This is a genomic window from Streptomyces monomycini (assembly GCF_022271435.1).
GTDB lineage: Bacteria > Actinomycetota > Actinomycetes > Streptomycetales > Streptomycetaceae > Streptomyces > Streptomyces monomycini.
This window is the reverse complement of the sequence record NZ_JAFIQY010000013.1, coordinates 88,957-112,241: the sequence shown is the minus strand read 5'-3', so window position 1 is coordinate 112,241 and position 23,285 is coordinate 88,957. Positions and strand designations below refer to the sequence as shown.

The window sequence follows — 23,285 nt, the reverse complement described above, 5'->3', positions numbered from 1 at the left end:
GTGCGCCCCGTAACCTAGTAATGTGACATTGCACTGACAACCCGTCGGATACGCCTTTCGGCCCCCCGGCTGCTCAGCGCTCCGGCCCGTCGTCCCCGGACGCCCCGCCCCCTGCCGGCCCGGACCTCGCCCGCAGCCGCTCTCAGGACCCCGAAGCCGTACGGGCCCGGGCCGCGGCCGTCCTCCGACCGCCCCGCACGGCGTGTCGCCCGGCAGGCTCGTCCCCGGGCCGCGCCCACAGTGACCTCACGTGCCCCAGATGGCGCGCCATGCACGCCTCCGCCCCCGTGGCGTCGCCCGCCAGCGCCAGGTCCAGCAGCTCCAGGTGCTCCTGCGCCGAAGGCAGCAGCTCGCCGCGCTCGTCGAGACCGGTCAGCCCGTACAGGCGGGAGCGCTTGCGCAGGTCGCCGACGGTCTCCACGAGCCGCGCGTTGCCCGAGAGCGCCAGAAAGCCCAGGTGGAAGCGGCGGTCGGCTTCCAGATAGCCGATGAGGTCGTGGTCGCGCGCGGCGCGGACGATCTCCTCGGCGAGCGGACGCAGCGCGGCCAGCTGGTCACGGGCGGCCAGCCGGACCACCCGGCCCACGGTCGGCACCTCGATCAGGGCACGGATCTCCGCGAACTGGTCGAGATCGCGCTCGCTCACCTCGGTGACCCGGAACCCCTTGTTGCGCACCGGCTCGACCAGCCCCTCCCGTGCCAGGTCGAGCATCGCTTCCCGTACGGGCGTCGCCGAGATGCCGAATCCGGCGGCGAGCGCCGGGGCGGAGTGCACGGTGCCGGGGCGCAGTTCGCCGGCGATCAGCGCGGCGCGCAGGGCGTGCGCCGCACGGTCGCGCAGCCGCTCCTGGCCGGTGATCGGTCCGAGGTGCTTCACATCGCTCCCTGGGTGGGCCCCTCGCGGGGGCTCCGTACCGGCGTCGGGCAGGTGTCCAGCGTACCGGTGACGTTACGTCAAGGTGCGGACAGACGGGTCCTGTTGGGCCGATCCGTCCGCAACGCCCTCAGTGTTCCTGCGGCCCTTGCGGAGCGTCCGCCCCCGGAGGCAGCGGTGTGTCGCCGCGCTGATCGTCCCCCGCCGGAGAAGTGCTGTCCGTCGCGGGACGCCGGTCCGTGTCCGGCAGGCGGACGGTGAGTTCGGCGACGGCGCCACCGTCGGGGGCGTTGGAGAAGCGCAGGGTCGTACCGAGGACGCGGGCCTGCCCGACGGCGATCGTCAGCCCGAGGCCGTGCCCGCCGCCCTTCCGGCCCTTCCCGGGCCGGGTGCGGAAGCGCTGGGGTCCTTCGGCCAGCAGCTCGTCGGGGTAGCCGTCCCCGTGGTCGCGCACCGTGACCACCGGCCCGTCGACGGTCAGGACCACCGGCGGACGGCCGTGCTTGTGCGCGTTGGCGACGAGGTTGCCCAGGACGCGCTCCAGCCGCCGCTGGTCGGTCTCCACCCGGCAGTCCCGTACCACCCGGACCTCCGCCGTGCGTCCGGTGGCCCGTACCGCGCGCTCGGCCAGCGGCCCGAGCAGGTGCACGTCGAGATCGGCGCGCTCCACCTCCGCGTCCAGCCGGGAGATCTCCAGCAGGTCCTCGGTCAGCCGCCGCATGGCCTGGACGCGCTCCTGCACCATCTCGGTGGGCCGCCCGGCGGGCAGCAGCTCGGCGGCGGCGTGCAGACCGGTGAGCGGGGTGCGCAGCTCGTGGGCGACGTCGGCGGTGAACCGCTGCTCGCTGTGCAGCTTGCTCTGCAGGCTTGCGGCCATCGCGTCGAGTGCGGCGGCCACGGCGGCGGTCTCGTCCCGCGCGTACCCGGGGCACTGCGCGCGAGGATCGTCCACCCGCGCGTCGAGATCGCCGTCGCTGATCCGGCGCGCCACCTGCGCGGTGCGGTGCAGACGCCGGGTGACGCTCCTGGTGGCGTAGAGGCCGACGACGAGCGTCAGGGTGATGGCGACGGCCGACGACCCGATGATGGCCTGGTCGAGCCCGCTGATGACCGCCGCCCGCTGGCTGTAGTCCTGGCCGACGGCCAGAACCCTGCTGTCGGCGGGGGTCACCGCCCACATCGTGGGGCGCCCGCCGCGCTCGCCGAGCTGGGTGCCGCGCTCGCCCCGCCGTGCCATGTCGCGCAGCGCGGGCGGCAGGCCCGGCGGGTCCAGGCGCGCGTCATGGCTGAGCGGTTCCCCGGCCACGTACGTCTCGACCACCGAGTCCAGCCGGTCCAGGGCCGCGTTCCGTGCCTGCTCCTCGCTCTGCCGGCTGACCAGGACGTGGACCAGCACGCCGAGGACCGCGGCCAGGAAGCAGCACATCACCATGATGAACAGCGCGGCCTTCCACCGCAGCGTCGCCGTCCAGGAAGGCAGACGCCGCCACCGGTGCGTGCCGGCCCCCGGCTGGCCGGCGCTCACCGTGTGGCCTGTGAGGGCGCGGCGGCCACGGGCACCTCTGCGAGTACAGGTGTACGGGCCCGGGTCCGCCCGGGGAACGGCCGGGAGCGGGGGAGGTGCACAGTGTTTCCAGTCGATGGTTCGGGGCGCGGGCCAGGAGGAAAACCCTACGTCGAATGATGTTGGCTCCCCTCCGTTGCGGCAATCCGGCGATCGCGTAACGACTGCTCATAAGAGGGTGAACGGTGTCGTCACTGCCTGTGGCGACGGCGGCCGACCGCCGGAGGGGCCCGTCCCGCCTGTCCCGCCCGCCCCGCCTGTCCCGCCCGGCGGACCGCAGCGGAACGCGGCCCCGGCCTGAACCGGGGGCCGCGCCTGCTTTTCCTGCCGGTTGTCCGTTTCCGTGCCTCAGCCGAGCAGGTTGGTCCGGAGATGGGTGTGGAGCTCCGCCGGAGAGCCCTCCAGCAGCGCGTCGGCGACCTCGACCTCGACCAGCTGCTGACCCGGCCCGGCCACGAGCCCCACCTGTTCCGGGGCGGATTCGCCGGAGGCGGAGTCGGGGCCCTGCGTGGTGCCCACGATCGCGCCCGATTCGTCGAGCAGTACCTGAATCGTGGCCATGGCTACACGCTCCCGCCGCGCCATTGGAAGGTGACGGTCAGGGGCCCGGCATTACGGACCCGGGCCCGGTAGGAAAGGTGGTTGTTGCCGTCCAGCACTTCACCGATCTCCGTGGTGAACAAGAGCCCGTTGGGGTTGAGCGGGCGAGCCTGAATCAATTGCGGGCCGACGTCCCCGTTGCCGCCCCAGTCGAACGTCCATTCCTGTGTGGCACCCGGTGCGATGGTGCCACCTCCGGCGGTCCACGCCATGCCGTGCTCCTCGGTCCGTAGAACTCGTGCTCGGATTTCCCGTCCGTACGCACGGGGAGAACCCCGCAGGTGAGGGCGGGACGGCAAGCGTCACGGGTGTCCGGCGGCCGGACAAGAGGAAGGCCGAATTCATCGCGCACTTCACCGAGGAATTGGCGCAGCCGCGTGGACGCGGCGAATGCGGCGGACTGACCGGCTACGCCCGACGAAGGAATCCGCGGCTGCCGCGCGTGACGCAGTGCCGGGCGTGAGGCAGTACCGGGCGCGACGCGGTACCGGGTGTGATGCGATACCGGGTGTGATGCGGTACCGGACGTGACGGAGGCCGAAGTGCGGGGGTCGGGAAACGCGGTGTTCCGTTTCTGTTTCCGGATAAGCACGGCGTGCCGAAGCTTTCCCCAAAGCATGGTCCGAGGAGCGCGTTGTCCCCTGTCTCGGGGGCGTGACTCAGGACCTCAGGACCTCAAGGCCTCATGCGCTTGATTCCCCCCGCGGTCCCGTCGCCGCCCTCACCAGTGTCACGGCGGCATCGCGGGCGCGCAGAGCCGTGTCCGGGTCGCCGTTGATCGTGGCCGTCGTGATGGCGCCGTCGATCAGCAGCGTCAACTGCTCGGCCAGCGCGGCCGGATCGCCGGCCGGCAGCTCCCGTACGAGGCCGAAGACGTACGCGTACACGGCGTCCTTGTGGTCGCGCGCGGCGCGGGCCACCCCTTCGGAGACCGCGCCCAGCTCGCCGAAGGCGTTGATGAAGGCGCAACCCCGGAAACCCGGCGTGGTGAACCAGGCGTGCAGCCAGTCGAAGACGGCCGCCGGCGCGTCCTCGGGCGTGGCGGCGTGCTCCTTCACGTGGCCGGCCAGGGCCGCGCGCCAGCGCTCGTCGCGGTGCCGGAGGCAGGACTCCACCAGCTCGTGCTTGGAGGGGAAGGACTGGTAGAGCCGCTTGAGGGACACGCCGGACGCGGCACGGATCTCGTCCATGCCCACGGCCTGGATGCCGCGGGCGTAGAACAGTTCCTCGGCGGCGTCGAGCAGCCGTACCCGGGCTTCTTCCTGGTGCACGAGGGCCTCCCGCTTTCGCCGAGAACGATCGTTCTCTAGAGTAGCGGAGGATGCGGAGAACGACCGTTCTCCGTGTGGTTCCTCCTGCAAGGAGTCCGTCATGACGCCACGCCCCCCGCTCCCGCCGTTCGACCGGGAGAGCGCCCTGCGGAAGGTCCAGGCCGCCGAGGACGCCTGGAACACCCGCGACCCCGAACAGGTGGCCCTCGCCTACACCGAGGACACGGTCTGGCGGAACCGGGACACTTTTCTCACCGGCCGCGCCGAGATCACGGCCTTCCTCCGCGAGAAGTGGTCCCGGGAGCTCGACTACGCCCTGCGCAAGGAACTGTGGTCCTTCCAGGACGACCGGATCGCGGTGCGGTTCCAGTACGAGTGCCACGACGCCACCGGCCAGTGGTGGCGCGGCTACGGCAACGAACTGTGGGAGTTCACCGGCGAGGGCCTGATGCGGCGCCGCGAGGCGAGCATCAACGACGTACGGATCAGCGAGGCGGAGCGGCGGATCTTCGGACCGCGGCCGGCCGAGGAGGCCCGGACCCTGATCCCGGTCCGGTGAGTCCGGCGACCTGAGCCCACGCGGTCTCCGGCACCGCGACGCGCTCCGCCGGGCCGGGAGCCGGGTGTACCGGAGTCCCGGCCCGGCGGAGCGGAGCCGTGCGGTGGTCCCGGCGCGCCGCTGACGACGACGGGCGCGCCGGGACCGGTGTCACATGGCGTTCACGGGGTTCACCTGACGTTGATCGCGGTCCAGGCGGCCGCGACCGTCTTGTACTCGGTGCTGGAGGCGCCGTACAGGTCGGCGGCGGCCTTCAGCGTGCCGGTGCGGGCGCCCGCGTACTTCGTGGTCGAGGTGAAGTACGTGGTCAGCGCGCGGTACCAGATCTTCTCGGCCTTGCCGCGGCCGATGCCGGTGACCTTCGAGTTGTCGTAGGTCGGGCTGTTGTAGGTCACGCCGTTGATCGTCTTGCTGCCGCTGCCCTCGGACAGCAGGTAGAACCAGTGGTTCGCCGGGCCCGAGGAGTAGTGCACGTCGACGCCGCCCAGCGACGAGGACCAGTAGTCCTTGGACGCGCCGTCCTTGGAGGGCTTGTCCATGTAGCGCAGCGGCGTGCCGTCACCGTTGATGTCGATCTTCTCGCCGATGAGGTAGTCGCCCTTGTCGGTCGCGTTGTTGGCGTAGAACTCGGCCGCCGTGCCGAAGATGTCGGACGTGGCCTCGTTCAGACCGCCGGACTCGCCGCTGTAGTTGAGCTTGGCGGTGGCGGCGGTGACACCGTGGCTCATCTCGTGGGCGGCCACGTCCAGCGCGGTCAGCGGGTTGCTGTTGTTCTGGCCGTCGCCGTACGTCATGCAGAAGCAGGAGTCCTGCCAGAAGGCGTTGACGTAGCCGTTGCCGTAGTGGACGCGGGAGTAGGCGCCCTTGCCGTCGTTGCGGATGCCGTTGCGGCCGAGGACGTTCTTGTAGTAGTCCCAGGTCACCGCCGCACCGTAGTGCGCGTCGACGGCCGCGGTCTGGCGGCCGCCGCCCCACTTGTCGTCCGCGTCGGTGAAGAGCGTGCCGGTGCCGGACGTGCCCTGGCGCAGGTCGTACGTCTTGTGCTGGCCGCGGGCGCCGTCGGTGAGGTTGTAGGTGCTGCCGCTCTTGGTGGTGGTGAGCGGGACGGTGCCGCTGTACGAGCTGGTGCCCGTACCGGTCTCGATCGTCTCGTCCTGGAAGAGCTTGGCCCCGGTCTTCGCGTCGGTGATGACGTGCAGCTCGCTGGGCGTGCCGTCCTTCTGGACGCCGGTCACCACGGTCTCGTACGCCAGGACGGGCTTGCCGGAGGCGGCCCAGATCACCTTGCGCGGCGCGTCCTTGGCCTCGGCCTTGGTGTTCTTCTCGGCGGCGGAGGCGGACAGCGCGCTCTTCTTGGCGGTGGCGGCCGGCTGGGCGGCGTCCGTGGTGGACACGGCTATCTTGGCCTGCGTCGCCTTGTCGACCGTGCGGGTGCCGTTCTTCTTCTCGTGGACGACCAGGTCCCCGCCGAGGACCGGCAGGCCCTCGTACGTGCGCTCGTAGCGCGTGTGCACCGTGCCGTCCGCGTCCTTGATGACATCGCGGGCGACGAGCTTCTCCTGACCGCCGAGGCCGATCCGCTGCGCGGTGCCGGCGGCTTCGGCCTGCGCGCTCTTGATCGCGGTCACGCGCTGCTGCGCGGACAGCGCGACGGCCTCGGCGCCGGTCACGGCGTCGGGCTGCGCGGTCGCCGACCCGGTCTGGACGGTGACCGCGACCATCGCGGCGGAGGCGACCAGGGCTGCGGCACGGAGGGTGTACTTGCGGGGGGTGGAGGTCATGCGTCTCAACTCAGTCTCCTAGCGCGGACCGTACGGTTGCGGCCCGAATGAGGGGGAGGGCAGCCCTGTCGGGCCGCCCGGTGGTGCAGGAGTGAATCGAGAGGAGAGTGCCATCACCTGACCGTCTTTGTCAGGTCTTCAACAAGGATTTCACAGGGGGTTTGCCGAAATGCGGTTGTTTGTCGCCGATTTCTGGTCGGTTGCGGACCGCTTTTGTGAACAGTCTGTGGCGCGTGGGGTGTGGGGTGGATGACCAGGTGCGTACGGAAGGGTGTCGACGGTCCGCCGCTTCGCCACTCGGCCGTTCTGTCGGTCCGGCGTTCCGACGGTCCGCCGGTCCGACGTTCGGTCCGGCGCGGAGTACGCCGACACCGCACGCACGCCGGCCCGCACCGCGCGCCGGAAGCCCGGCGCCGCCATCGGGCGCCGGGCCTCCGTACCGCTACGTGATCCCGCCTCAGGCAGTGGGCAGCTTCGCCGACCAGGCCGTCACGGACAGCGTGCCGTTGTCCACTTCTTGGTCGAACGGGAGCACATTGTGTCCATTGCCGCCCCGCGGCGAAACCTGAAGGTACTTGGCGTGCGCGGTGTTCGCGCCGGTGTGCGTCCACACCAGGTCGGCGTAGGCGCTCTTGCCCGGCTTCAGCGTGACCGGGTGCTCGCCCGGGTCCTTGGCGAAGTACGTGTCACCGTGCCGCGCCGTGGTCTTGATCGCCGTGTGGCCCGCGCCCTCCAGTGCCAGGCCCGGGTAGCCGGATATCGTGCAGGTGCTCTTGCCGACGTTCTCCATCCGCAGGTAGGTGCCCGCGTGGTTCATGCCGGCCTGGCTCTCGCCCGCGTCCGTCGTGCTGACCTTCAGTGTCCCGGGCTGGCAGGCCTCGGCGCCGGACGCCCTCGTGCCGGCGGCGGAGGCGACGCCCGCGCTCGCTCCGGCGGCCAGGGCGGCGGCAGCGGCAACGGCGGCTGCGGTACGCAGACCACGCATGTTCGATCAACTCCCTCTTCCCCGGCATTCCGGGGAAAACGCTCGTGATGCACCCACCCGCCTGCCCCCTACACGCAATGCGACACGTGCCCCGACGGGGCGGCGGGCCGGTACGGCCTTCCTTGTTCCCGTGCACTCCACCCTGCGTGCGGGCGCTGATGAACGGCTAACACGCGGCTAACGCCGGGGGCGGGGCGGGCGCCGTCCCGGTCAGTTCATGGTCGACCCGATGGGCGCGTTCCCGGTGGTCAGGAAGGTGGTCGCCGGGAGCGAGCCGTCCGCCCGGCGGGGCCCGTACGCGGTACGGGCATCGGTGGACCGGAACGCGGGCGTCGCCACGCCGCGGTCCCAGTTGTTCCCGGCCGACACGGCGGAGGAGCCCACCTTGGCGGGCCGGTCGCCGTTGGCGGCGGCCAGATTCTTCGCCAGCCGCGCCTTGCCCGTGGCGAAGTAGAACCCCGCCTTCTTGTTGGCGTACGCGGTGTTGCGCTGGAGAGTGGTGGCGCCGGGGTTGCTGTTCTCGGTGAAGCCGTGGAGCGTGTTGTCCCAGGCCGCGTTGTTGACCACCGTGTGGGCGGCGACCGTACCGCCGCCACCCAGCTTGAAGCCGTTGCCGTTCCCCTCGAAGGCGGGGTCGTGCCAGCGGTTCTTGCCGTTGCCGTAGGCCCAGGTGTGCTCGATGGTGACCGGGCCGGCGAACTTCCAGAGGTCCAGTCCGTCGTCGGCGTTGTCGGACAGCCGCGCCCCCGTGATCCGGTTTCCGCTGCCCGAACCGAACTTCACGGCGATGCCGTCGGCGTTCTGGCCGTGCGTGGCCCGGTCGTAGTTGCCGTGACTGTCCAGGTTCCGTACGAGGTTGTCGTTGGTTCCCGCGCCGCGCAGGGTGAAGCCGGAGTTGCCGTTGTCGGCGGTCACCAGGTTCTCGAAGACGCCGCCGGTGGAGGAGGTGACGACGAAGCCATGCGCGGGCGACTTCTGGAAGGTGAGGTTCCGGACGGTCCAGTAGTCGCCGGATATCCCGGCCAGCCAGGACCCGGCGGGCAGCTGCGAACCGTCGATCCGCACCTTCTCGCTGCCGTACGCGGCGAGGGTGATCCGGGCCGTGGGCCTGCCGTCGGCCGAGCTCTTGAGGCTGCGCGTCGGGTAGTACGTACCGCCGCGCACCTGGATGGTGGTGCCGGCCGCGGCCCGCGCGACGGCGTCCTGGAGGGCCGCGGTGGTCGAGACCACGACGGCCTGGGAGGCCGCCCCGGCCGTACCGGGGGCGAGCGCGAGCCAGGCACCTCCCGCGCCGGCGGTCACGGCGACGGCGGTGGCGACGGTCAGGGTACGGGTCCTGCGGTGACGGCCGGTGCTGCTGCTCACGGCAGTTGATCCTCTCGTGGGGGACGGAAGCGGCGGCCGGCCGGGCTTGCTGCCCGGGGCCGCACATGTCCTTGTCGCCGCTGCGGAGGGAAAGGTTGCCGTGGTGGGGGAGGCGGGGCGGCGGTGGGTGCGGCGGGGTGGGGGTGGGTGTGACGGGTGTGGCGCGTGTGACGGGTCTGGGGCGCGACCGGGGCTGCGGGGCGCGTGCGAATGCGTAATGTCGTCTCACATTGAGACAGGGAGATTATGCCGGCGAATTCCCGATCCCGAGCATGCTCCGGTACGTACGAAACCCGCGTCCGCCGTGTTCGTCGCTCCGGAATTAAATAACACCGGAGCGGCGGTAAACTCGCTCTTTTGGCGACGCCCGGCTGTCTTGCCGGTGTCACCGTCGGACCAATTTAATTACTGCGGCAGGCACAGTTCACCCCCGTAGTAGGAGACTTCGAATGAAGCGCATTCCCCGCATCCTCGCCGGCCTGGGTATCGCGACGGCGGTCGCACTCGGCGCGACCACACCCGCCCTCAGTACAACGGGCTTCTTCCTGTACACCGCACCTACAGGTCAGCAGGAACAGCTCGACAATCCGCGGAGCAATACCTGCCACACGATCGAAGGGAACGGCCGGGCCTACAACGGCACCAACAAGGTGGTCGCCCTCTATGCGTCGAGGGACGACTGCGAGGGGACCGCGACCCAGTTCCTGAGGCCGCGACAGCATGGCGCGGACGTGGAGTTCCGAAGCGCCGAATTCATCCGCTAGCCACTCCCGTCGAGCCCGCCGCTCCGGCCGCCGCCGCGTCGGCCCTGCCCTTCCACCGAGTGCCGGGTGGTCGGAGCGGGCCGGCGCGGCCCGGCCGGGCGGTGCGGCCTCATAGGCAGCCCTCGCGGGCACCCTCACGGGCACGCGGAACCGTGCCCGTTCCGGAAGAAGGAGGCGGTGCAGTGGTGCACCGACGGTGGAACACCCTCGCGGTGGCGGCCGCGGCATTTCTGCTCACCATGGTGGCGGCGCCGCCTGCCGCTACGACGACCGGTTACTTCGAATACACCGAACCCGGCCCCGCCCAGACCATCAGGGATTTCTCGGGCGGTACCTGCCACACCTATTTGCAGGCCTCCGGACGCGTCTGGAACATGACCGACGTCGAGGCGGAAATCTATGCCTCGAAGAACTGCTCGGGGAACATTCTGCGCAAGTTGCAGCCCGGTCAGGAAACGCGGGCGACGTTCGGCAGTGTGAATTTCAGGACGCGACCGAGCTCGGGCTATTTCCGTTTCCGGGAAGCCGGCCGCACGCGGACGCTGCACAATCCCCGTAGTAATACGTGTTTTACGATCCGGAGTGACGGGTTCGTCTACAACGCGACGAACAAGACGGTTGAGACCTGGACCAGCGAGGAAGCGTGCCAAGGCACCGCTGACCATTTTCTCCGCAAGGAGGAGCATGCGGACGCGATGTCATTCGAGAGCGTTCAATTCATCAGGTAGCCGCACGGGCGGAATCAGCGGATTCAACTGGCTCCGCCGGCTGACGCGCGGTGCCCGCGCCCGGCACCCGGCACCCGGCTCTCGACATCTGGCGCCCGTGTCCGTACCGGACTGTCCCACGGAGGCGCTGGGCCCCGGTTCGGCAGGGATGGATACTGATCTTCATGCGTATCGACTTCGACCCCGCACAGTTCGACCGGCAGGGCTTCTACCGGCTGCTCACGGCGACCGTGGTGCCGCGGCCCATCGCCTGGGTGTCCACCATCTCCGGCGAGGGCGTGGCCAACCTGGCCCCGCACTCGTTCTTCAACATCGCCTGCGTCGCGCCGCCCGTCCTGCAGTTCTCGGCCGTCGGACGGAAGGACTCCCTCCGCAACATCGAGGAGACCGGCCAGTTCGTGGTGAACTTCGCACCGGAGGAACTCGCCGGACAGATCAACGAGACGGCGACCGACTTCCCGCACGGAGTCAGCGAGTTCGACGCGGTGGGGGTGGCTCCCGAACCGAGTCTGCGGGTCAAGGCGCCGCGGGTCGCCGCCTCGCCGGTGGCCTTCGAATGCGAACTGCACAGCACGCTGCGGTTCGGTGACTCGACCGTCGTCTTCGGCCGGGTGGTGCACGCCGCGGTGGCGGAAGAAGTCATGACCGACGGCCACCCGGAAATCCGGAAGATGCGGCCGCTGTCCCGGCTCGGCAAGGACGAGTGGGGGACGACCGGCGACGTACGGGACATCTCCCGTATCCGGTACGCCGACTGGCAGGGGCCGGCAGCGGGAGCCTGACCGGAGACGGAGACGGAGACGGAGACGGGAACGGGAACGGGGACGGAAGCGGAGGCCGGAGCCCGGTGCGAGAACAGCGCGTTTCGGCCTCCTCCCCCTTCCGTCCACTTCCGCATCACCCTGGTCTCCGAGACTCTTCAGTGACCCGGCCCGCAGCCGTAGCGGGCCACCGGCCACTGGAGATGCGATGACGAGATCGACGGGCTGCTCCGCCGCGGTGCCGGAACCCCTGACCGGCACGGCATCGGAGCCCGCGGGCGCCGCTCGCGCCTCCGTGGGGCCCTTCAGCCGCCGTACGGCACTGCGCGCCGTCGCGGCGACAGCGGTCGGTACGCCGGCACTGGCTTCCGGAGGCGGTACCGCGCACGCCGCCCGAGGCGACCGGCGGCTGCGCGTCATGACGTTCAACCTCCGGTACGCCTCGGACCAGCGACCCAACTCGTGGCCCGAACGCCGCCCGGTCATGCGGAAGTTGCTGCACCGGGCCGCACCGCACCTGATCGGTACGCAGGAGGGGCTGTACCACCAGCTGCAGGACATCGCGGAAGACCTCGGCGACGACTACGCCTGGCTGGGCACGGGCCGGGCCGGCGGTAGCCGCGACGAGTTCGCCACCCTCTTCTACGACATCCACCGACTGGCCCCGGTCGAATACGACCACTTCTGGCTCTCCGACACTCCCTACCTGATCGGTTCGGCGACGTGGGGCAACACGGTCATCCGGATGGCGACCTGGGTGCGCTTCCGGGACCTGCGTACCGGCGGGGAGTTCTACGCCCTCAACACCCACCTCGACCACCTCAACCAGTACTCGCGCGAGCGCTCCGCCACCCTGATCACCGACCGGTTGCGCGCGCTGGACCCGGCGATTCCGCGCATCGTCACCGGCGACTTCAACGTCCCCGCCCACAACAACCCCGTGTACGACACGATGCTCAGCCGGGGCGCGCTCGTGGACAGCTGGAACACGGCCGACTCGCGCAGCACCCTGTACGCCACCTACCACGGCTACCGGCCGCTCGTACGGGACGGCGAACGGATCGACTGGATCCTCACGTCACCGTCCATCCGGACCCACCGCGCCGTGATCGACACGTTCTCCGACGGCGGTCAGTTCCCCAGCGATCACCTGCCGGTGCGCGCGCTGCTGGAGTTGCCCGAGGCTCCCAAGGCCTGAGCGGCACCGCCACCGTCGCCGCTGCCGCCCCCACTGCGGCCCCGCACCTGGAGCCCGGCCAGCAGGTCGTGCGTCGCGGCCGTCACCGCGTCCACGGCCTGCTCGAACACCTCCCGGTTGTGTGCGGCGGGCGCGCGGAATCCGGAGACCTTGCGGACGTACTGGAGGGCGGCGGCCCGTATGTCGTCCTCGGTCACGTCGGGCGTGGCAGGGGGCCTGAGCGTCCTGATGCTGCGGCACATGTCTCCAGTGTGCCTCCCCGTCCCGGCCCAGGCAGGCCTTTCACTCCACTCAATCAAACATGCGCTCGAAATGATGACCCGCAGTCCCCGCCCCTTCCCCTCTCTGCTGGAATGCCGACATGAATGATCAGGATCGCGCGCGGCCCTCCGCTTCGTCCGTCGGCGCCAAGCGCTCCCAGGCCCTCGACCCGGCCGTCCGCGACCGCCTGGCCACCGAGCGGAACGTCTGGCTGTGCACGCTCCGGCCGAACGGTTCGCCGCATGTGACGCCCGTCTGGTTCGTCTTCGTCCACGGCACGTGGTGGATCGGCGCGGACCGCGCCTCGGTGAAGCTGCGCAACATCGAGAACGACCCGCGGGTCTCGCTCGCCCTGGAGGACGGCGAGGCCCCCGTCGTAGCGGAGGGGCGTGCCCGGACATGGCACGTGCCGCCACGCGCCGAGGCGGTTCCGGGCGCCGCCGTGCCGTCCGAGGTCGTCGCCGCCTTCCTCGCGAAGTACGACTGGGACGTGACCGCCACGCCACCGTCGGCGTCGGCGTCGGAACGGTCGGGCCGGGTGCTCTTCGAGGTGCCGGTCGACCGCTGGCTGCTGGCAGGCGTGGCCCAGTAGGCAGCCGCCGGCCCCAGCAGCCGCCGGCCCCAGTAACCGCCGGGCCTGGTGGCCCATCGTGCCCGGTGGCCAACGGCTGGGCCCCAGCGGCCGGCGGGCCCCGCCCCTGCCCCTATTCCAGCCCGGTGACCCGCAGCGTGATGTTGAGGCGCCCGCCCGCCAGCCCCGTCGCGGGGTCGCCGGTCCCCGGACGTACCTTCGTCACCCCGTGGTAGGCGAACCGCGACGGCCCGCCGAAGACGAACAGATCACCGGAAGCCAGCTCGACGTCGGTGTAGGGGCGGCCGCGGGACTCGGGGTTCCCGAAGCGGAAGACGCAGGTGTCGCCGATGCTGAGCGAGACGACCGGAGCGCCGGACCGCTCGTCCTTGTCCTGGTGCATCCCCATCGTGGCCCGGCCGTCGTAGAAGTTGATCAGGGCGGTGTCCGGCGTGTAGCCGTCCCCGGCGGCCGCGTCCTCGTACGCGTCGACGAGCGCCGCCCGCCCCAGCTCCACCAGCCAGTCCGGGAACGCGGCGACGCGGGCACCGTTGACGTCGTCGGCGGTGCGCCGGTACGTGTACGGCTGCCAGTGCCAGCCGAGGCACACCGTCTGTACGGACATGACGCCGCCGCGCGGCAGCCGGGTGTGCCGGAGCGGAACCGGCCCCCGCGCCCAGCCGCGGCAGGCGGCGACCAGCTCCCGCTGCCGCTCCAGGGACAGCCAGCCCGGCACGTGCACCGCGCCGGGCGCGGGCCGGGACCGTACCTGCTCCGGACCGCCGAAGCCGGGCAAGGGCATGTCCACAACAACCTCACTCCCGGACCTGGACCGGACCCAGTGTCGGTTCCGACTCCGGCCCGATTCCGGCCTCAGACCTGGCCCGTTTCCCCGGCCTGCTCCTGCACGCCCCATTTTCCCCCACCGGCGCTCCGGACTACTCCGCGGGCTCCCCACCCTCCGCAGGGTTTGCGGCATCCCCAGCCCCCGCGGCATCCCCAGCCCCCGCGGCATCCCCAGCCCCCGCGGGCTCCCCGCCCTCCGCAGGCTCCGCGATCAGCGCGGTGGCGACCCGCCGGAATCCGAGCCGCTCGTAGATCCGTGCCACCTCGTCGTCGTTCGCCGACAGGAACACCGTACGGACGCCCCGCTCACGGGCGTCGGCCACCAGCGCGGCGGTCACCGCGAGCCCCAGGCCGCGGCGGCGGGCACTGGGCAGCGTCCCCACGCCGACGATCTCGCTGACCGCGCCGACCGGCTGGTGCTGGCCGGCGCACAGCGCGACGCCGTTCTCCTCCGCCACCGCCACCGCGGTGTACCCGTCCCGTATGCGCTCCGCCACGACGTCCACCGTCCCGTCCTCGACGAGCTGCCGGACCGCCTCCGCCAGCTCGCGGGTGCCTGCCGCGCCCACCTGGGTGTCGGGCTGCCCGAAGGCGATGTACGGCACGGCGACGGCGTACGGCAGCGCCGGGTCACCGTCCTCGATCACCCGGACGCACATCGCCTCCCCGGCCCCGCCCACACCTTCCGCCCCGGCTGACGCGCCGCCACCTGCTGTCCGGCCCGCGCTCAGATCCAGGGCGAGCAGCGGGTGCTCGTGCACCACCAGCCCCGCTTCCTCCACCGCGGCGCGCAGGTGCGGCGAGTTCTCGGCCACCCATTCGAAGTTCTCCGGCACGCTCAGCTCCCGCTGCCGGTCCCGGACCCGTTCCACCTCGGCGGCGCTCACCTCGTTCCCCGTCCGCCCGAGGGCGGGCCGCGCGTAGTACGGCCAGCCCCGGCCGTCGCGTACGAAGAGGGTCAACGCCCCGAAGTCCTCGGCACGGGCGGCGCTGCGCGGAACGGCGTCGTAGTACTCCTCGATCCGGCCGAGCAACTGCTCCAGCAGCAGGTCGGCGTGGCGGTTCTCGTCCATCTCGGCAGCGTTCACGCCCGCATCCAAGCAGCGGTACGCCCCTCACCGCCATCGTTTTCCGATCACGCGCCGTCGCGAGTTTCCCTTTCGCCGTCCTCGGCCGTCGTGGCTCTCCGTTCCGCCGTCCTCGGCTCTCGCGCTCGCGGTCCGTGGTCGGCTCAGACGGCCTCGACGACAGCTCTGCGGGCCGCGAGCGTCCATATCTCCAGCAGCCGCGCATACTCCGCACGGTCCTCAGCCGTCCACGACCGGCCGCGGCGGGCACGCACGAACCGCCGGATCGCTTCGTTCGCGTCGGCCGCAGCAAGGGGCGCACCCATGCAGGGGGGAGGAGTTGGGGACATGCCGTCCATGCTAGGGGCGGCCACTGACAACGTCCCCTCGCCGAAGTGCCCCCGTCCGGCGCAGCGCTGCGCCGGCCCGGCCATGGGCACCGTACGCGCGCGGCTGACCTGCCACGACCGCTACGTGCCCGGCACGCGGGATGCTCCATATGTGTCCAGACCCACACCCTCTGACCACGCTCCGTCCACGCCCGCCATGCCCGTACGCCGATCGGGTGACCCCAACGGTCCCCGCATCAGGGCCATTGCGCCCCTTGAGCCTCCAAGGCCCCGCGACACCTGTGGCCCCTACGGCCCTGGCGGCCTCCGACGCTCTCTCCGTAGCTGCCCGCCCCGAGCCCACCCCCACCCCTCGCCCACCCGTCCTCCCACCTTTCCCTCGCTTAGGCCAACCGGGTAAATCGGGAGAAAAGGCGCGTTTCTCCTTTCATATGACCGATCGCCGAGGGTTGAATCGAAGCGTCAGTCACTCTCAGCACGCCTCAAAGGAGGATGTTGGTATGCGTTCTGTCATGCGTCCGCTCTTCGTCGGCCTCGCGGTGGTGGGCCTGTCCGCCGCCGGCGTCGTTGCGGCCCAGGCCCACGGTCACGACGACGACCTCGTCAACATCAGCAAGTACACCAACGCGCCGAGCCACGCCTCGCACAACTGGGGCAGCGGCAACTGGAACTCGGCGGCCCGATTCGGGGACCTGGAGCAGGACTGATTGTCCCAGCGCCTTGATGGCGGGCACATCCGGCTTCCCACCGGGTGTGCCTGCCGGCACGCGAACGGTCCGGGCGAGGCGCCTCTCCCGCCTCGCCCGCCGATCCGTGCCCGAGGACGCCGGCGCCATGGCGAATGACGACGAAACTTCCGAGCAGCGGATCGCCCTGCTGCAAGCCCGGTTGCAGCACTCGCAGTCCGAGCTCGCACAACTCGCCCGCAGGCGCGACGAGCTCGAATCCGCGCTGAAGTACGTGCTCGACAAGGCAGGCGGCGCGGTGACCGTCACCCGGCAGGACCGCGACCGCCTGCGCGCGGTCGCCCGCGTACACATGCGGTACGAACCCTCCGACGGCAGCTGGCACTACGAACTGCGCTGAACCGGCACCGGCCCCGGCAACGGCCCCACCGCCACCTCCGATTCCGCCACCGCCCCTGCCGCAGGCGGCAGTTCGAGAGGAATTCCCCCGCACCGCCTCCTTTCAACGGCTCCGGAACGGGTATCACACAGAAAACCCACCCACTGTGTGCCTCGGAGCCGCGGATGCAGCATGCCCTGCCCATGCCCGGAGACATAGGTCTCACCCGAATCAGCGGCAATGTGGGCCGCTTGATCCGTATCGGCCAGTGGCTGAACGGAAACGGTTTCGGGGATTACCAGCACGCCTTCCTCGTCCTGCCCGGCGACATGCTGATCGAAGCCGAACCCGGCGGTGCGACCGTCCGGTCCCTGTCGGCCTACGACGGCGTGGATGTCCTGTACGTGTGCCCGGAAGGACTCACCGACGCCCGGCGCGACGCGATATGCGCGGCCGGCCGCCGTTACGAGGGCGTCCCGTACAGCTTCCTCGACTTCCTGGCCATCGCCGTGCACCGGCTACGCCTGCCCTTCCCGGGGCTCCGGCGCTACGTCGCCGCCACGGGCCACATGATCTGCTCCCAACTCGTGGACCAGAGCCACCAGGACGCCGGAGTCCATCTCTTCGACGACGGCCGCTGGCCCGGCTATGTGACCCCCATGGCCTTGTACCAGCGCCTGGCTCATTGATCCCTCACCGCACCACCGAATACGTCGTCCGGTAACGTCACTCCGCGTCCGTCCTCCCCACCGATTCCGGTGCAGGCTCACGGGGTGGTGCTCCATCGCCTCGTCTCGACGAAAGACGTCATCGGTGATTGAAGCATCGGTCGGTGCGGTGCCCGGTCTTGTTCCGGCATTCGTCATCATCGCCCTCTTACTGGCCGTTCCGGTCGGCCTCATCGCCAAGTTACGTGGTCGTTCCGTCGTTCTGCCGACGTTGTTCACCATGGCGCTGGCCGGTGTACTCACCGTGACTCTGATGCCGAGCTCTTTAGGAAGCGAAGCGCCCGGCACATGCGATCAGGGGCTTCCCGGCGCTGCCTTCCTGGCCTCCGAATCAGCCCAGTTGAACATTCTGCTGTTCGTCCCGCTGTGCTTTCTGGCCGTTCTCCTCTTTCGGCGGCCGGTACTCGTACTCGCCGGGACGGTGATACTGACCAGTGCGATAGAACTCGCCCAGGGGCACCTGACGCTGGGCCGAACGTGCAGCTACGACGACATCAAAGCGAATGCCCTGGGCGGCATCATCGGCCTGTCCCTAGGCTGCCTCAGCCTCTGCCTCTTCCCAGGGCGCCGCCGACGCCGCTCGCCCTTCACCCGGCGGGACACGCTCTGGGGCTCCGGCGCTGTCATCGTGAGCGCCTGCGCCGTCGCGACGGCGTTTCCCGCCACCCTCACCATCGAGGACCACGAGGCGACGACCTACCGTTCGAGAGCTGAACTCGGCAGCACCGCAGCCATGCAGGAGTGGTTCGCCGGCACGGTCACCGAACTGCTGGGAGAACAAGCCAACGGCACGACAGAGATGCGCAAACCGCAGGACGGGCAGCGACGGTGGGTCCTGCGCGCCGACACCAGCCGCGGATCCGTCGTGGCCACGTGGCCGGACCGCAAGCTCGTAGAACTCAGAACAGTCAGCCACCAGCACGCAGCAGACGCCTCCTCCCGTTCCCTCCCCGACACGGAGACACGGAAGTCGGCGGAACGATTCGCCCGCACCTGGTTCCCGAAGGAAACAGCCGACGCCGAAGCCCGGTTCGAACACCCGAGAAACGATCCGCACACCCGCCTGCTCAGCTACCGGCGCTACGACCACGGCGTCATGACACCGATGCGGCTCGACATCGCCGTATCGACGACCGGACGCATAACGGGCCTGACCACCAAGGTTCTCTAGGAGCACGGCGCGCCCCGGGCTGCCCCCGCGCATGCGGGGACCAGCCGACGGCCAGCGCGACCCGCCAGCGTCCCGCCTCCACCTCTTGCCAGTGGTCGGTCACGATGCGCAAGAACGACGCCACCAAGGGGACCGACGCCGAGTCCTTCGCTGTCGGGGCGGGACCTCGTCGCACCCCGACCGACAGCCTGCGCATCGAATTGTGGCCACACCGCCGGACCTGTCGTCGAGACCGCCAGCGGCTTGACGCTGCCACGGCGAAACCGCCGCCCCGTGCATGGTCTACGCGGACCGCGTCCGCGAACTGCTCCCCGGTACCCACGGCATCATCACGCTTTTGCGCCACGCTGGGCGATTGGCACCCTTTCCCCCGACGGATACGCGACGCTAGGTTCCGAGATCGGAGGGTCACCTTCCGGTCGCATTCCGTTATTCCGTGGGCCCTGCGACGTGCCACGACAGGGGATTGATGCAGTCATGCCGCTTGCCGTCAGTGATCTTCGCAAAGCCCTGGAGATCGCCCAGGGTGAGGGCTCGTTCCAGCTCGGGCCGGCCGACCTCGGCATGCCCGACATCCTCGGCCTCTTCGGGCGCTTCCTCCCGGAGGGTGTGATCGACCTCGTCGGTGACGTGGCCGTGGAGGTGGAGCGGCTGTCCCTGGCCGGTACGATCCGGCTGGCCTCGCAGGTGACCTCCGCGGCCACCGTGTTCTTCCTGCCGGACGAGGCGTGGGCGTACGTCGCCGGGGTGCGGGTGGATGTTCGGCTGCCCGAGGGCGAGGGGCTGCCGGACGAGGTGAAGGCAATCCCGGCCGCTCTGGAGCGCGTGGGGCTCGGCGCCTTGCATGTGGTGTTCGGGGCTGAGCCGAAGGCCGGCGGCGGGGTGGAGGGCCGGCTCGGGTTCGGGACGGACCTGAATTTCCCGGATGCCGGGGCCGATCCGAAGCCCTATGTGTGGGGCTATGCGCCGCTGGGCTCCGGCCAGCAGTGGTTCGTCACCGGCAGGTTCCCGGACGTGCCGCTGGACAGTCCAGATGACCTGCTGGACTTCGCGAACCTGCGGCCCGGTGACTTCCGGCTGCCGCCGGACGTGCCCAGCGCCGTCGCGCTCGCCCTGACCGCACTGGCGATCAAGTTCGTGCCGCGGCAGGCCGAGCAGGCTCCAGGCGCGGACACCGTGGAGTACGACTGGCTGGAAGCGGGCATGGCGGTCTCGCTCGGCACCGAGTGGGAGGTGATCCCCGGCGCGCTGACGATCGAGGCGCTGGCTGCGGAGTTCCAGGTCGAAAATCCGTTGAGCAGGTCCCCGGCGTTGGTGGTCGGTGTCGGCGGGCGGGTGCGGCTGGGTGCCGACGTGCTCGTGGAGGTGCACGTCGCCTACCCGGACAAGGCTTTGAGCGGGACGCTCACCGAGCCGTTCCCCCTGGCCTCGCTGGCCGGCTCGCTGCCGTCGGGGATGGGGGTCCCCGCCGACGCGATGGTCGGTGCGCTGACCGTCGAGGGCGATCTGAACCCGCCTCCGGCCAGTGGCTACAGCTTTTCCGCCACGCTGGAGAACGCCTGGCGCCTCGGCGGCGACCGGATCGAACTGACCGGGGTGACCCTGACCGTCTCGCGCTTCGGCGACGAGGCCGCGGGTGAGGTGGGCGCACAGTGGCGGATCGGCGAGACGGGAACACTGGACGTCACCGGAGCCTGGACGAGCGCCGGCTGGTCGTTCCGGGCGCAGGGCTCCGGCATCCGGCCCGCCGACGTGTTCGCCGCAGTGGGGTTCACGCCGCCGGCGTTCGTCGCGGACCTGGCCATCGAAGAGCTGCTCGTCGAGTTCGACGACCAGGCGAACGTCACCGTGGTGCTGCACAGCACCGTCGTCCTGGGCGAGAAGAGTGCGGCACTGGAGCTGCGTCTGGCCGCGAGCGGCGGCGAGACGGCCGTCTCCGGGACGTTGGAGCTGACGCTGCCGACCCGGCCGATGAGCTTCGGCGTGCAGGCGGCGCGGGACGCGGCCGGGAAGTGGCTGGCGGCGCGGTGGGACGCGGGTAACGAGCCGGTCGAGGGCCTGGACCTGCTGCCGGCACTGGGGCTCGACGGCCCGGCCGGCACGCCGGCCGCGCTGCTGCCCCGGCTGGACTCCCTGATGCTGTGGTACGAGCCGGGCACCGGGCGGGTGGCGCTCGTAGTGGCGGCTGGATACACCTCGTGGGCCTTCGTGGCGGTGGGCCGGGCGTTCGGGGCGGCGGCCCGGCTGGAGGTGCGCGCCGCGGCCACGCAGCTGCCGATGGTCGGGGAACTGGTCCCTGCGGAGAGCGACGTGGTGGTGGAAGGTGTCGGGTTCGCGCTCACCTCGGCGGGCTGGGACGAGGCAGCCGCCGTAGCGGCGAACGCGTTGCTGGCGGAAGTGGGGGAATTGGGCACGGCAGATCACGGGCGGATCGCTCAAGGGCCGCTCCCGGCCGGCCGGGAGGCCGCAGCGTTGGCGGCCCCGGACGGCATCGCCTCCACCACCGTGCCCGCCTTCCCCGAGCAAGCCCCCGACGCAGGACTCTGCCTGACCCTCGCCTACACCTTCGGCGGGGACGGGCAGCCGCCCCTGTTCTTGGAGATCTGGAACCGCCGGGGCGGCGGCAACCTGCGGGCCCGGCGGGCCGGGCCCGCCGACGCAGGCCGCGACCTGGACCTCGCCGTCGGCCCGCTGCGCCTGAAGCGGCTCGCGGTCGGCTACACCGCTCCGCAGGTCTTCCTCGCCTTCGACGCGACCCTCCAGGTCGGCCCGGTCGAGTTCGCCTTGCTGGGCCTGGGCATCGCCGTCGACGCCGACCTCGCCACGGCCGGGGCCCGGCCGGTGCTGTCCGGCGCGACGCTGCGTATGGACCAGCCGCCGCTGAGCATCGCCGGCGCGTTCGAGAACCGCCCCGACCCTGACTTTGCCGTGCTGCTCGGCGGTTCGGTCGAGGTGGAGGCAGGGTTCTTCGCCATGACCGCGCTGGGTACCTACGCCCGCAGCATCGACGGCTGGTCCTCGGTCTTCCTGTTCGGTGAGGCCGGCGGCGCCGGGGACGTAGCCCTGTTCGGACCGCCGGCGTTCACCGTCACCGGGCTGTCCGGCGGCTTCGGCGTCAACAGTGACCTGCGACTGCCGGCGGTCGACGAGGTCGGCACATTCCCGCTCGTCCGACGCCTGACCGGCTCCGGGGCGCCGTCACCGCAGGACATCCTGGAACTGCTGATGGGACCGGAGGCGTGGCTGAAGCCGGCGCCCGGCAGCTACTGGGCGGCGGTCGGCGTCCAGTTCACCTCGTTCAGGTTCATCCAGTCCCGCGCCCTGGCCGTGGTCACGTTCGGCAAGGACCTGGCCGTGATGCTGCTCGGCCGCACCACGGTGACGTTCCCCAGGAACGCCCAGCCAGGCCGGAAGGTCCAGGCGCGCCTCAACATCGACCTCCGGCTCGCTTACGAGGACCGCAAGGGCCTGCTGTCGATGGACGTCGCCGTCGCCGACGGCTCGTTCCTCTTCCACGAGTCCGCGCGTCTGACCGGCGGCATCGCCGTCCACATCTGGACCGGAGGACCCAACCAGGGCGATTTCGCCATCACCGCCGGCGGATACCACCCCTCCTGCAACGTCCCCGCGCACTACCCGCGCCCGGCGCGCATGGGCTTCATCTGGTCACCGGACAACAACATCCGTGTCAGTGCTGAGCTGTACACCGCGCTCACCCCGAATGCGATCATGGCCGGCGGCCGCCTGGAGGCCCGCTACGAAAAGGGCCTGCTGTCCGCCTGGTTCACCGCGTACGTCCACGCTCTGGTCCAGTGGAGCCCTTTCCACCTGGAGGTGAACGTCGGCGTCCGCGTCGGCGTCGCCTTCACGATCAAGGTCTGGTTCGTCAAGGTCCGGGTCTCCATCGAGGTCGGGGTGAGCATCGACCTGTGGACCCCGCCGCTGGGCGGCCGGGTGAACGTCAAGGTCTGGTTCGTCAGCTTCAGCTTCGGCTTCGGAGCCTCCCGGCCTGCGCTGCCGCCCCAGGACTGGCGGGAGTTCCGCCAACAGCTGCCCGACCCGCTGGCCATCACCCCGCTCGCCGGACTGCTGCCCGACCTCGACCCCGCCGAGCTCGCGGCTCGCACCGCCGCGCACGCGCCGACCGCCATCACCGCCGCCGGGTTCGTCGTGGAGACCACCTCGGCGCTGCCCGCGTCGCAGACCTACGTCAACGACGACACCTTCGGTGAAGACGGCGAAGCCGTCGACATCCGCCCCATGGGAAAGCGGAATCTGACCTCCGAGCACCGGGTCACCATCAAACGCAACGACAGCGTGTTCCCCTGGAAGCAGTACGGGTGGACGATCACCCAGATCAAGCGAGGCGTGCCGAGCGCACTGTGGGGCCCGCCAGGGGAGCCGGGCCTGGGCGAGGGCCTGCTCCCCGGCCGCCTCGTCGGCCTGCGCGTCGAGGTCCCCGATCCCTCGACCGGAGACGAGGTCGGGCCGATCAGCACGGAGGCACTCGGTGTGGAGGCACTGCCGGAAGGCCGGATGCCGCTCCGCGACGCGGCCCCTGCCGGGCCGGGCCCCGCGGCCGACCCGGCCAGCCCGCGTCTGATCGCCGACACCCTGGCCGCGAGCGGGGTGACGGCCAGGCGAACGGCCGTCCACGACGCGCTGGGGCGCTGGGGGCACGCGCAGGCCGACGGGGCACTCGACAAGTACGCGGCCCGCGCGCAGACCACCCTGACCGACGCACCGCTGGTGCTTCCGACGACGATGGCGAGCTGA

23 protein-coding genes are annotated in these 23,285 nt (G+C 70.8%); 11 read left to right on the top strand and 12 right to left on the bottom strand.

Annotated elements, in window-relative coordinates:
• Positions 1 to 142: 142 nt before the first annotated feature.
• From JXZ78_RS17495 to JXZ78_RS17475, 5 genes are all read right to left on the bottom strand, one after another.
• Positions 143 to 877: a GntR family transcriptional regulator gene (locus JXZ78_RS17495; protein WP_050502707.1), complete on the bottom strand. Its 735-nt coding sequence runs from the start codon at positions 875 to 877 to the stop codon at positions 143 to 145.
• A 127-nt stretch (positions 878 to 1,004) separates the two neighbouring features.
• Positions 1,005 to 2,306 (bottom strand): ATP-binding protein, encoded by a 1,302-nt coding sequence (locus JXZ78_RS17490; RefSeq protein ID WP_078624459.1) that lies wholly within the window; start codon positions 2,304 to 2,306, stop codon positions 1,005 to 1,007.
• Positions 2,307 to 2,786: 480 nt separating this feature from the next.
• Positions 2,787 to 2,999 (bottom strand): hypothetical protein, encoded by a 213-nt coding sequence (locus tag JXZ78_RS17485; protein WP_030021842.1) that lies wholly within the window; start codon positions 2,997 to 2,999, stop codon positions 2,787 to 2,789.
• A gap of 2 nt (positions 3,000 to 3,001) precedes the next feature.
• Entirely contained in the window at positions 3,002 to 3,250 is a 249-nt protein-coding gene (locus JXZ78_RS17480) for a hypothetical protein (protein WP_030021841.1), read from the bottom strand.
• A gap of 471 nt (positions 3,251 to 3,721) precedes the next feature.
• Entirely contained in the window at positions 3,722 to 4,309 is a 588-nt protein-coding gene (locus JXZ78_RS17475; protein WP_030021840.1) for a TetR/AcrR family transcriptional regulator, read from the bottom strand.
• A 100-nt stretch (positions 4,310 to 4,409) separates the two neighbouring features.
• Between JXZ78_RS17475 and JXZ78_RS17470 the strand changes: the two genes are divergently transcribed.
• Positions 4,410 to 4,868: a nuclear transport factor 2 family protein gene (locus tag JXZ78_RS17470; protein WP_030021839.1), complete on the top strand. Its 459-nt coding sequence runs from the start codon at positions 4,410 to 4,412 to the stop codon at positions 4,866 to 4,868.
• A 170-nt stretch (positions 4,869 to 5,038) separates the two neighbouring features.
• Here the strand turns inward: JXZ78_RS17470 and JXZ78_RS17465 are convergent, their stop codons facing one another.
• From JXZ78_RS17465 to JXZ78_RS17455, 3 genes are all read right to left on the bottom strand, one after another.
• Complete coding sequence (locus JXZ78_RS17465) at positions 5,039 to 6,649, bottom strand: M4 family metallopeptidase (RefSeq protein ID WP_030021838.1); 1,611 nt, start codon at positions 6,647 to 6,649, stop codon at positions 5,039 to 5,041.
• Between the two features lie 457 nt (positions 6,650 to 7,106).
• The gene (locus JXZ78_RS17460; protein ID WP_030021837.1) at positions 7,107 to 7,634 is read right to left on the bottom strand and encodes a DUF4232 domain-containing protein; all 528 of its coding nucleotides are present in this window, start codon (positions 7,632 to 7,634) and stop codon (positions 7,107 to 7,109) included.
• A 210-nt stretch (positions 7,635 to 7,844) separates the two neighbouring features.
• Complete coding sequence (locus tag JXZ78_RS17455; protein ID WP_030021836.1) at positions 7,845 to 8,999, bottom strand: right-handed parallel beta-helix repeat-containing protein; 1,155 nt, start codon at positions 8,997 to 8,999, stop codon at positions 7,845 to 7,847.
• A gap of 449 nt (positions 9,000 to 9,448) precedes the next feature.
• Between JXZ78_RS17455 and JXZ78_RS17450 the strand changes: the two genes are divergently transcribed.
• The 4 genes from JXZ78_RS17450 to JXZ78_RS17435 all read left to right on the top strand — a co-directional run bounded on the left by JXZ78_RS17450 (position 9,449) and on the right by JXZ78_RS17435 (position 12,450).
• Complete coding sequence (locus JXZ78_RS17450) at positions 9,449 to 9,763, top strand: hypothetical protein (RefSeq protein WP_030021835.1); 315 nt, start codon at positions 9,449 to 9,451, stop codon at positions 9,761 to 9,763.
• A 182-nt stretch (positions 9,764 to 9,945) separates the two neighbouring features.
• Positions 9,946 to 10,491, top strand: coding sequence for a hypothetical protein (locus JXZ78_RS17445; RefSeq protein WP_030021834.1), 546 nt, complete (start codon positions 9,946 to 9,948; stop codon positions 10,489 to 10,491).
• A 164-nt stretch (positions 10,492 to 10,655) separates the two neighbouring features.
• On the top strand, positions 10,656 to 11,273 hold the full coding sequence (locus JXZ78_RS17440; RefSeq protein ID WP_030021833.1) for a flavin reductase family protein: 618 nt from the start codon (positions 10,656 to 10,658) through the stop codon (positions 11,271 to 11,273).
• Positions 11,274 to 11,460: 187 nt separating this feature from the next.
• Entirely contained in the window at positions 11,461 to 12,450 is a 990-nt protein-coding gene (locus tag JXZ78_RS17435) for an endonuclease/exonuclease/phosphatase family protein (protein ID WP_106968842.1), read from the top strand.
• On the opposite strand, the gene JXZ78_RS17430 is transcribed toward JXZ78_RS17435, so the two are convergent.
• Positions 12,399 to 12,692, bottom strand: a complete 294-nt coding sequence (locus tag JXZ78_RS17430; RefSeq protein WP_030021831.1) for a DUF2277 domain-containing protein — start codon at positions 12,690 to 12,692, stop codon at positions 12,399 to 12,401. The two genes, JXZ78_RS17435 and JXZ78_RS17430, sit on opposite strands and share 52 nt — an antisense overlap.
• Before the next feature lie 119 nt (positions 12,693 to 12,811).
• Between JXZ78_RS17430 and JXZ78_RS17425 the strand changes: the two genes are divergently transcribed.
• Positions 12,812 to 13,303: a pyridoxamine 5'-phosphate oxidase family protein gene (locus JXZ78_RS17425; RefSeq protein ID WP_078624447.1), complete on the top strand. Its 492-nt coding sequence runs from the start codon at positions 12,812 to 12,814 to the stop codon at positions 13,301 to 13,303.
• Positions 13,304 to 13,415: 112 nt separating this feature from the next.
• Here the strand turns inward: JXZ78_RS17425 and JXZ78_RS17420 are convergent, their stop codons facing one another.
• From JXZ78_RS17420 to JXZ78_RS17410, 3 genes are all read right to left on the bottom strand, one after another.
• Positions 13,416 to 14,084, bottom strand: a complete 669-nt coding sequence (locus tag JXZ78_RS17420; protein ID WP_030021829.1) for an alpha-ketoglutarate-dependent dioxygenase AlkB family protein — start codon at positions 14,082 to 14,084, stop codon at positions 13,416 to 13,418.
• A 136-nt stretch (positions 14,085 to 14,220) separates the two neighbouring features.
• Positions 14,221 to 15,216, bottom strand: coding sequence for a GNAT family N-acetyltransferase (locus tag JXZ78_RS17415; RefSeq protein ID WP_308281043.1), 996 nt, complete (start codon positions 15,214 to 15,216; stop codon positions 14,221 to 14,223).
• Positions 15,217 to 15,359: 143 nt separating this feature from the next.
• The gene (locus tag JXZ78_RS17410; protein ID WP_063726126.1) at positions 15,360 to 15,545 is read right to left on the bottom strand and encodes a hypothetical protein; all 186 of its coding nucleotides are present in this window, start codon (positions 15,543 to 15,545) and stop codon (positions 15,360 to 15,362) included.
• A gap of 500 nt (positions 15,546 to 16,045) precedes the next feature.
• On the opposite strand from JXZ78_RS17410, the gene JXZ78_RS17405 reads away from it, so the two are divergent.
• From JXZ78_RS17405 to JXZ78_RS17385, 5 genes are all read left to right on the top strand, one after another.
• Positions 16,046 to 16,252: a hypothetical protein gene (locus tag JXZ78_RS17405; RefSeq protein WP_157851783.1), complete on the top strand. Its 207-nt coding sequence runs from the start codon at positions 16,046 to 16,048 to the stop codon at positions 16,250 to 16,252.
• 127 nt (positions 16,253 to 16,379) lie between these two features.
• The gene (locus JXZ78_RS17400; RefSeq protein ID WP_157851782.1) at positions 16,380 to 16,631 is read left to right on the top strand and encodes a hypothetical protein; all 252 of its coding nucleotides are present in this window, start codon (positions 16,380 to 16,382) and stop codon (positions 16,629 to 16,631) included.
• 164 nt (positions 16,632 to 16,795) lie between these two features.
• A complete protein-coding gene (locus JXZ78_RS17395) occupies positions 16,796 to 17,299 on the top strand; it encodes a hypothetical protein (protein WP_030024983.1) in 504 nt (167 codons plus the stop codon).
• Positions 17,300 to 17,423: 124 nt separating this feature from the next.
• A complete protein-coding gene (locus JXZ78_RS17390; RefSeq protein ID WP_157851781.1) occupies positions 17,424 to 18,509 on the top strand; it encodes a VanZ family protein in 1,086 nt (361 codons plus the stop codon).
• Positions 18,510 to 18,986: 477 nt separating this feature from the next.
• Positions 18,987 to 23,285, top strand: a complete 4,299-nt coding sequence (locus JXZ78_RS17385) for a DUF6603 domain-containing protein (protein ID WP_050503084.1) — start codon at positions 18,987 to 18,989, stop codon at positions 23,283 to 23,285.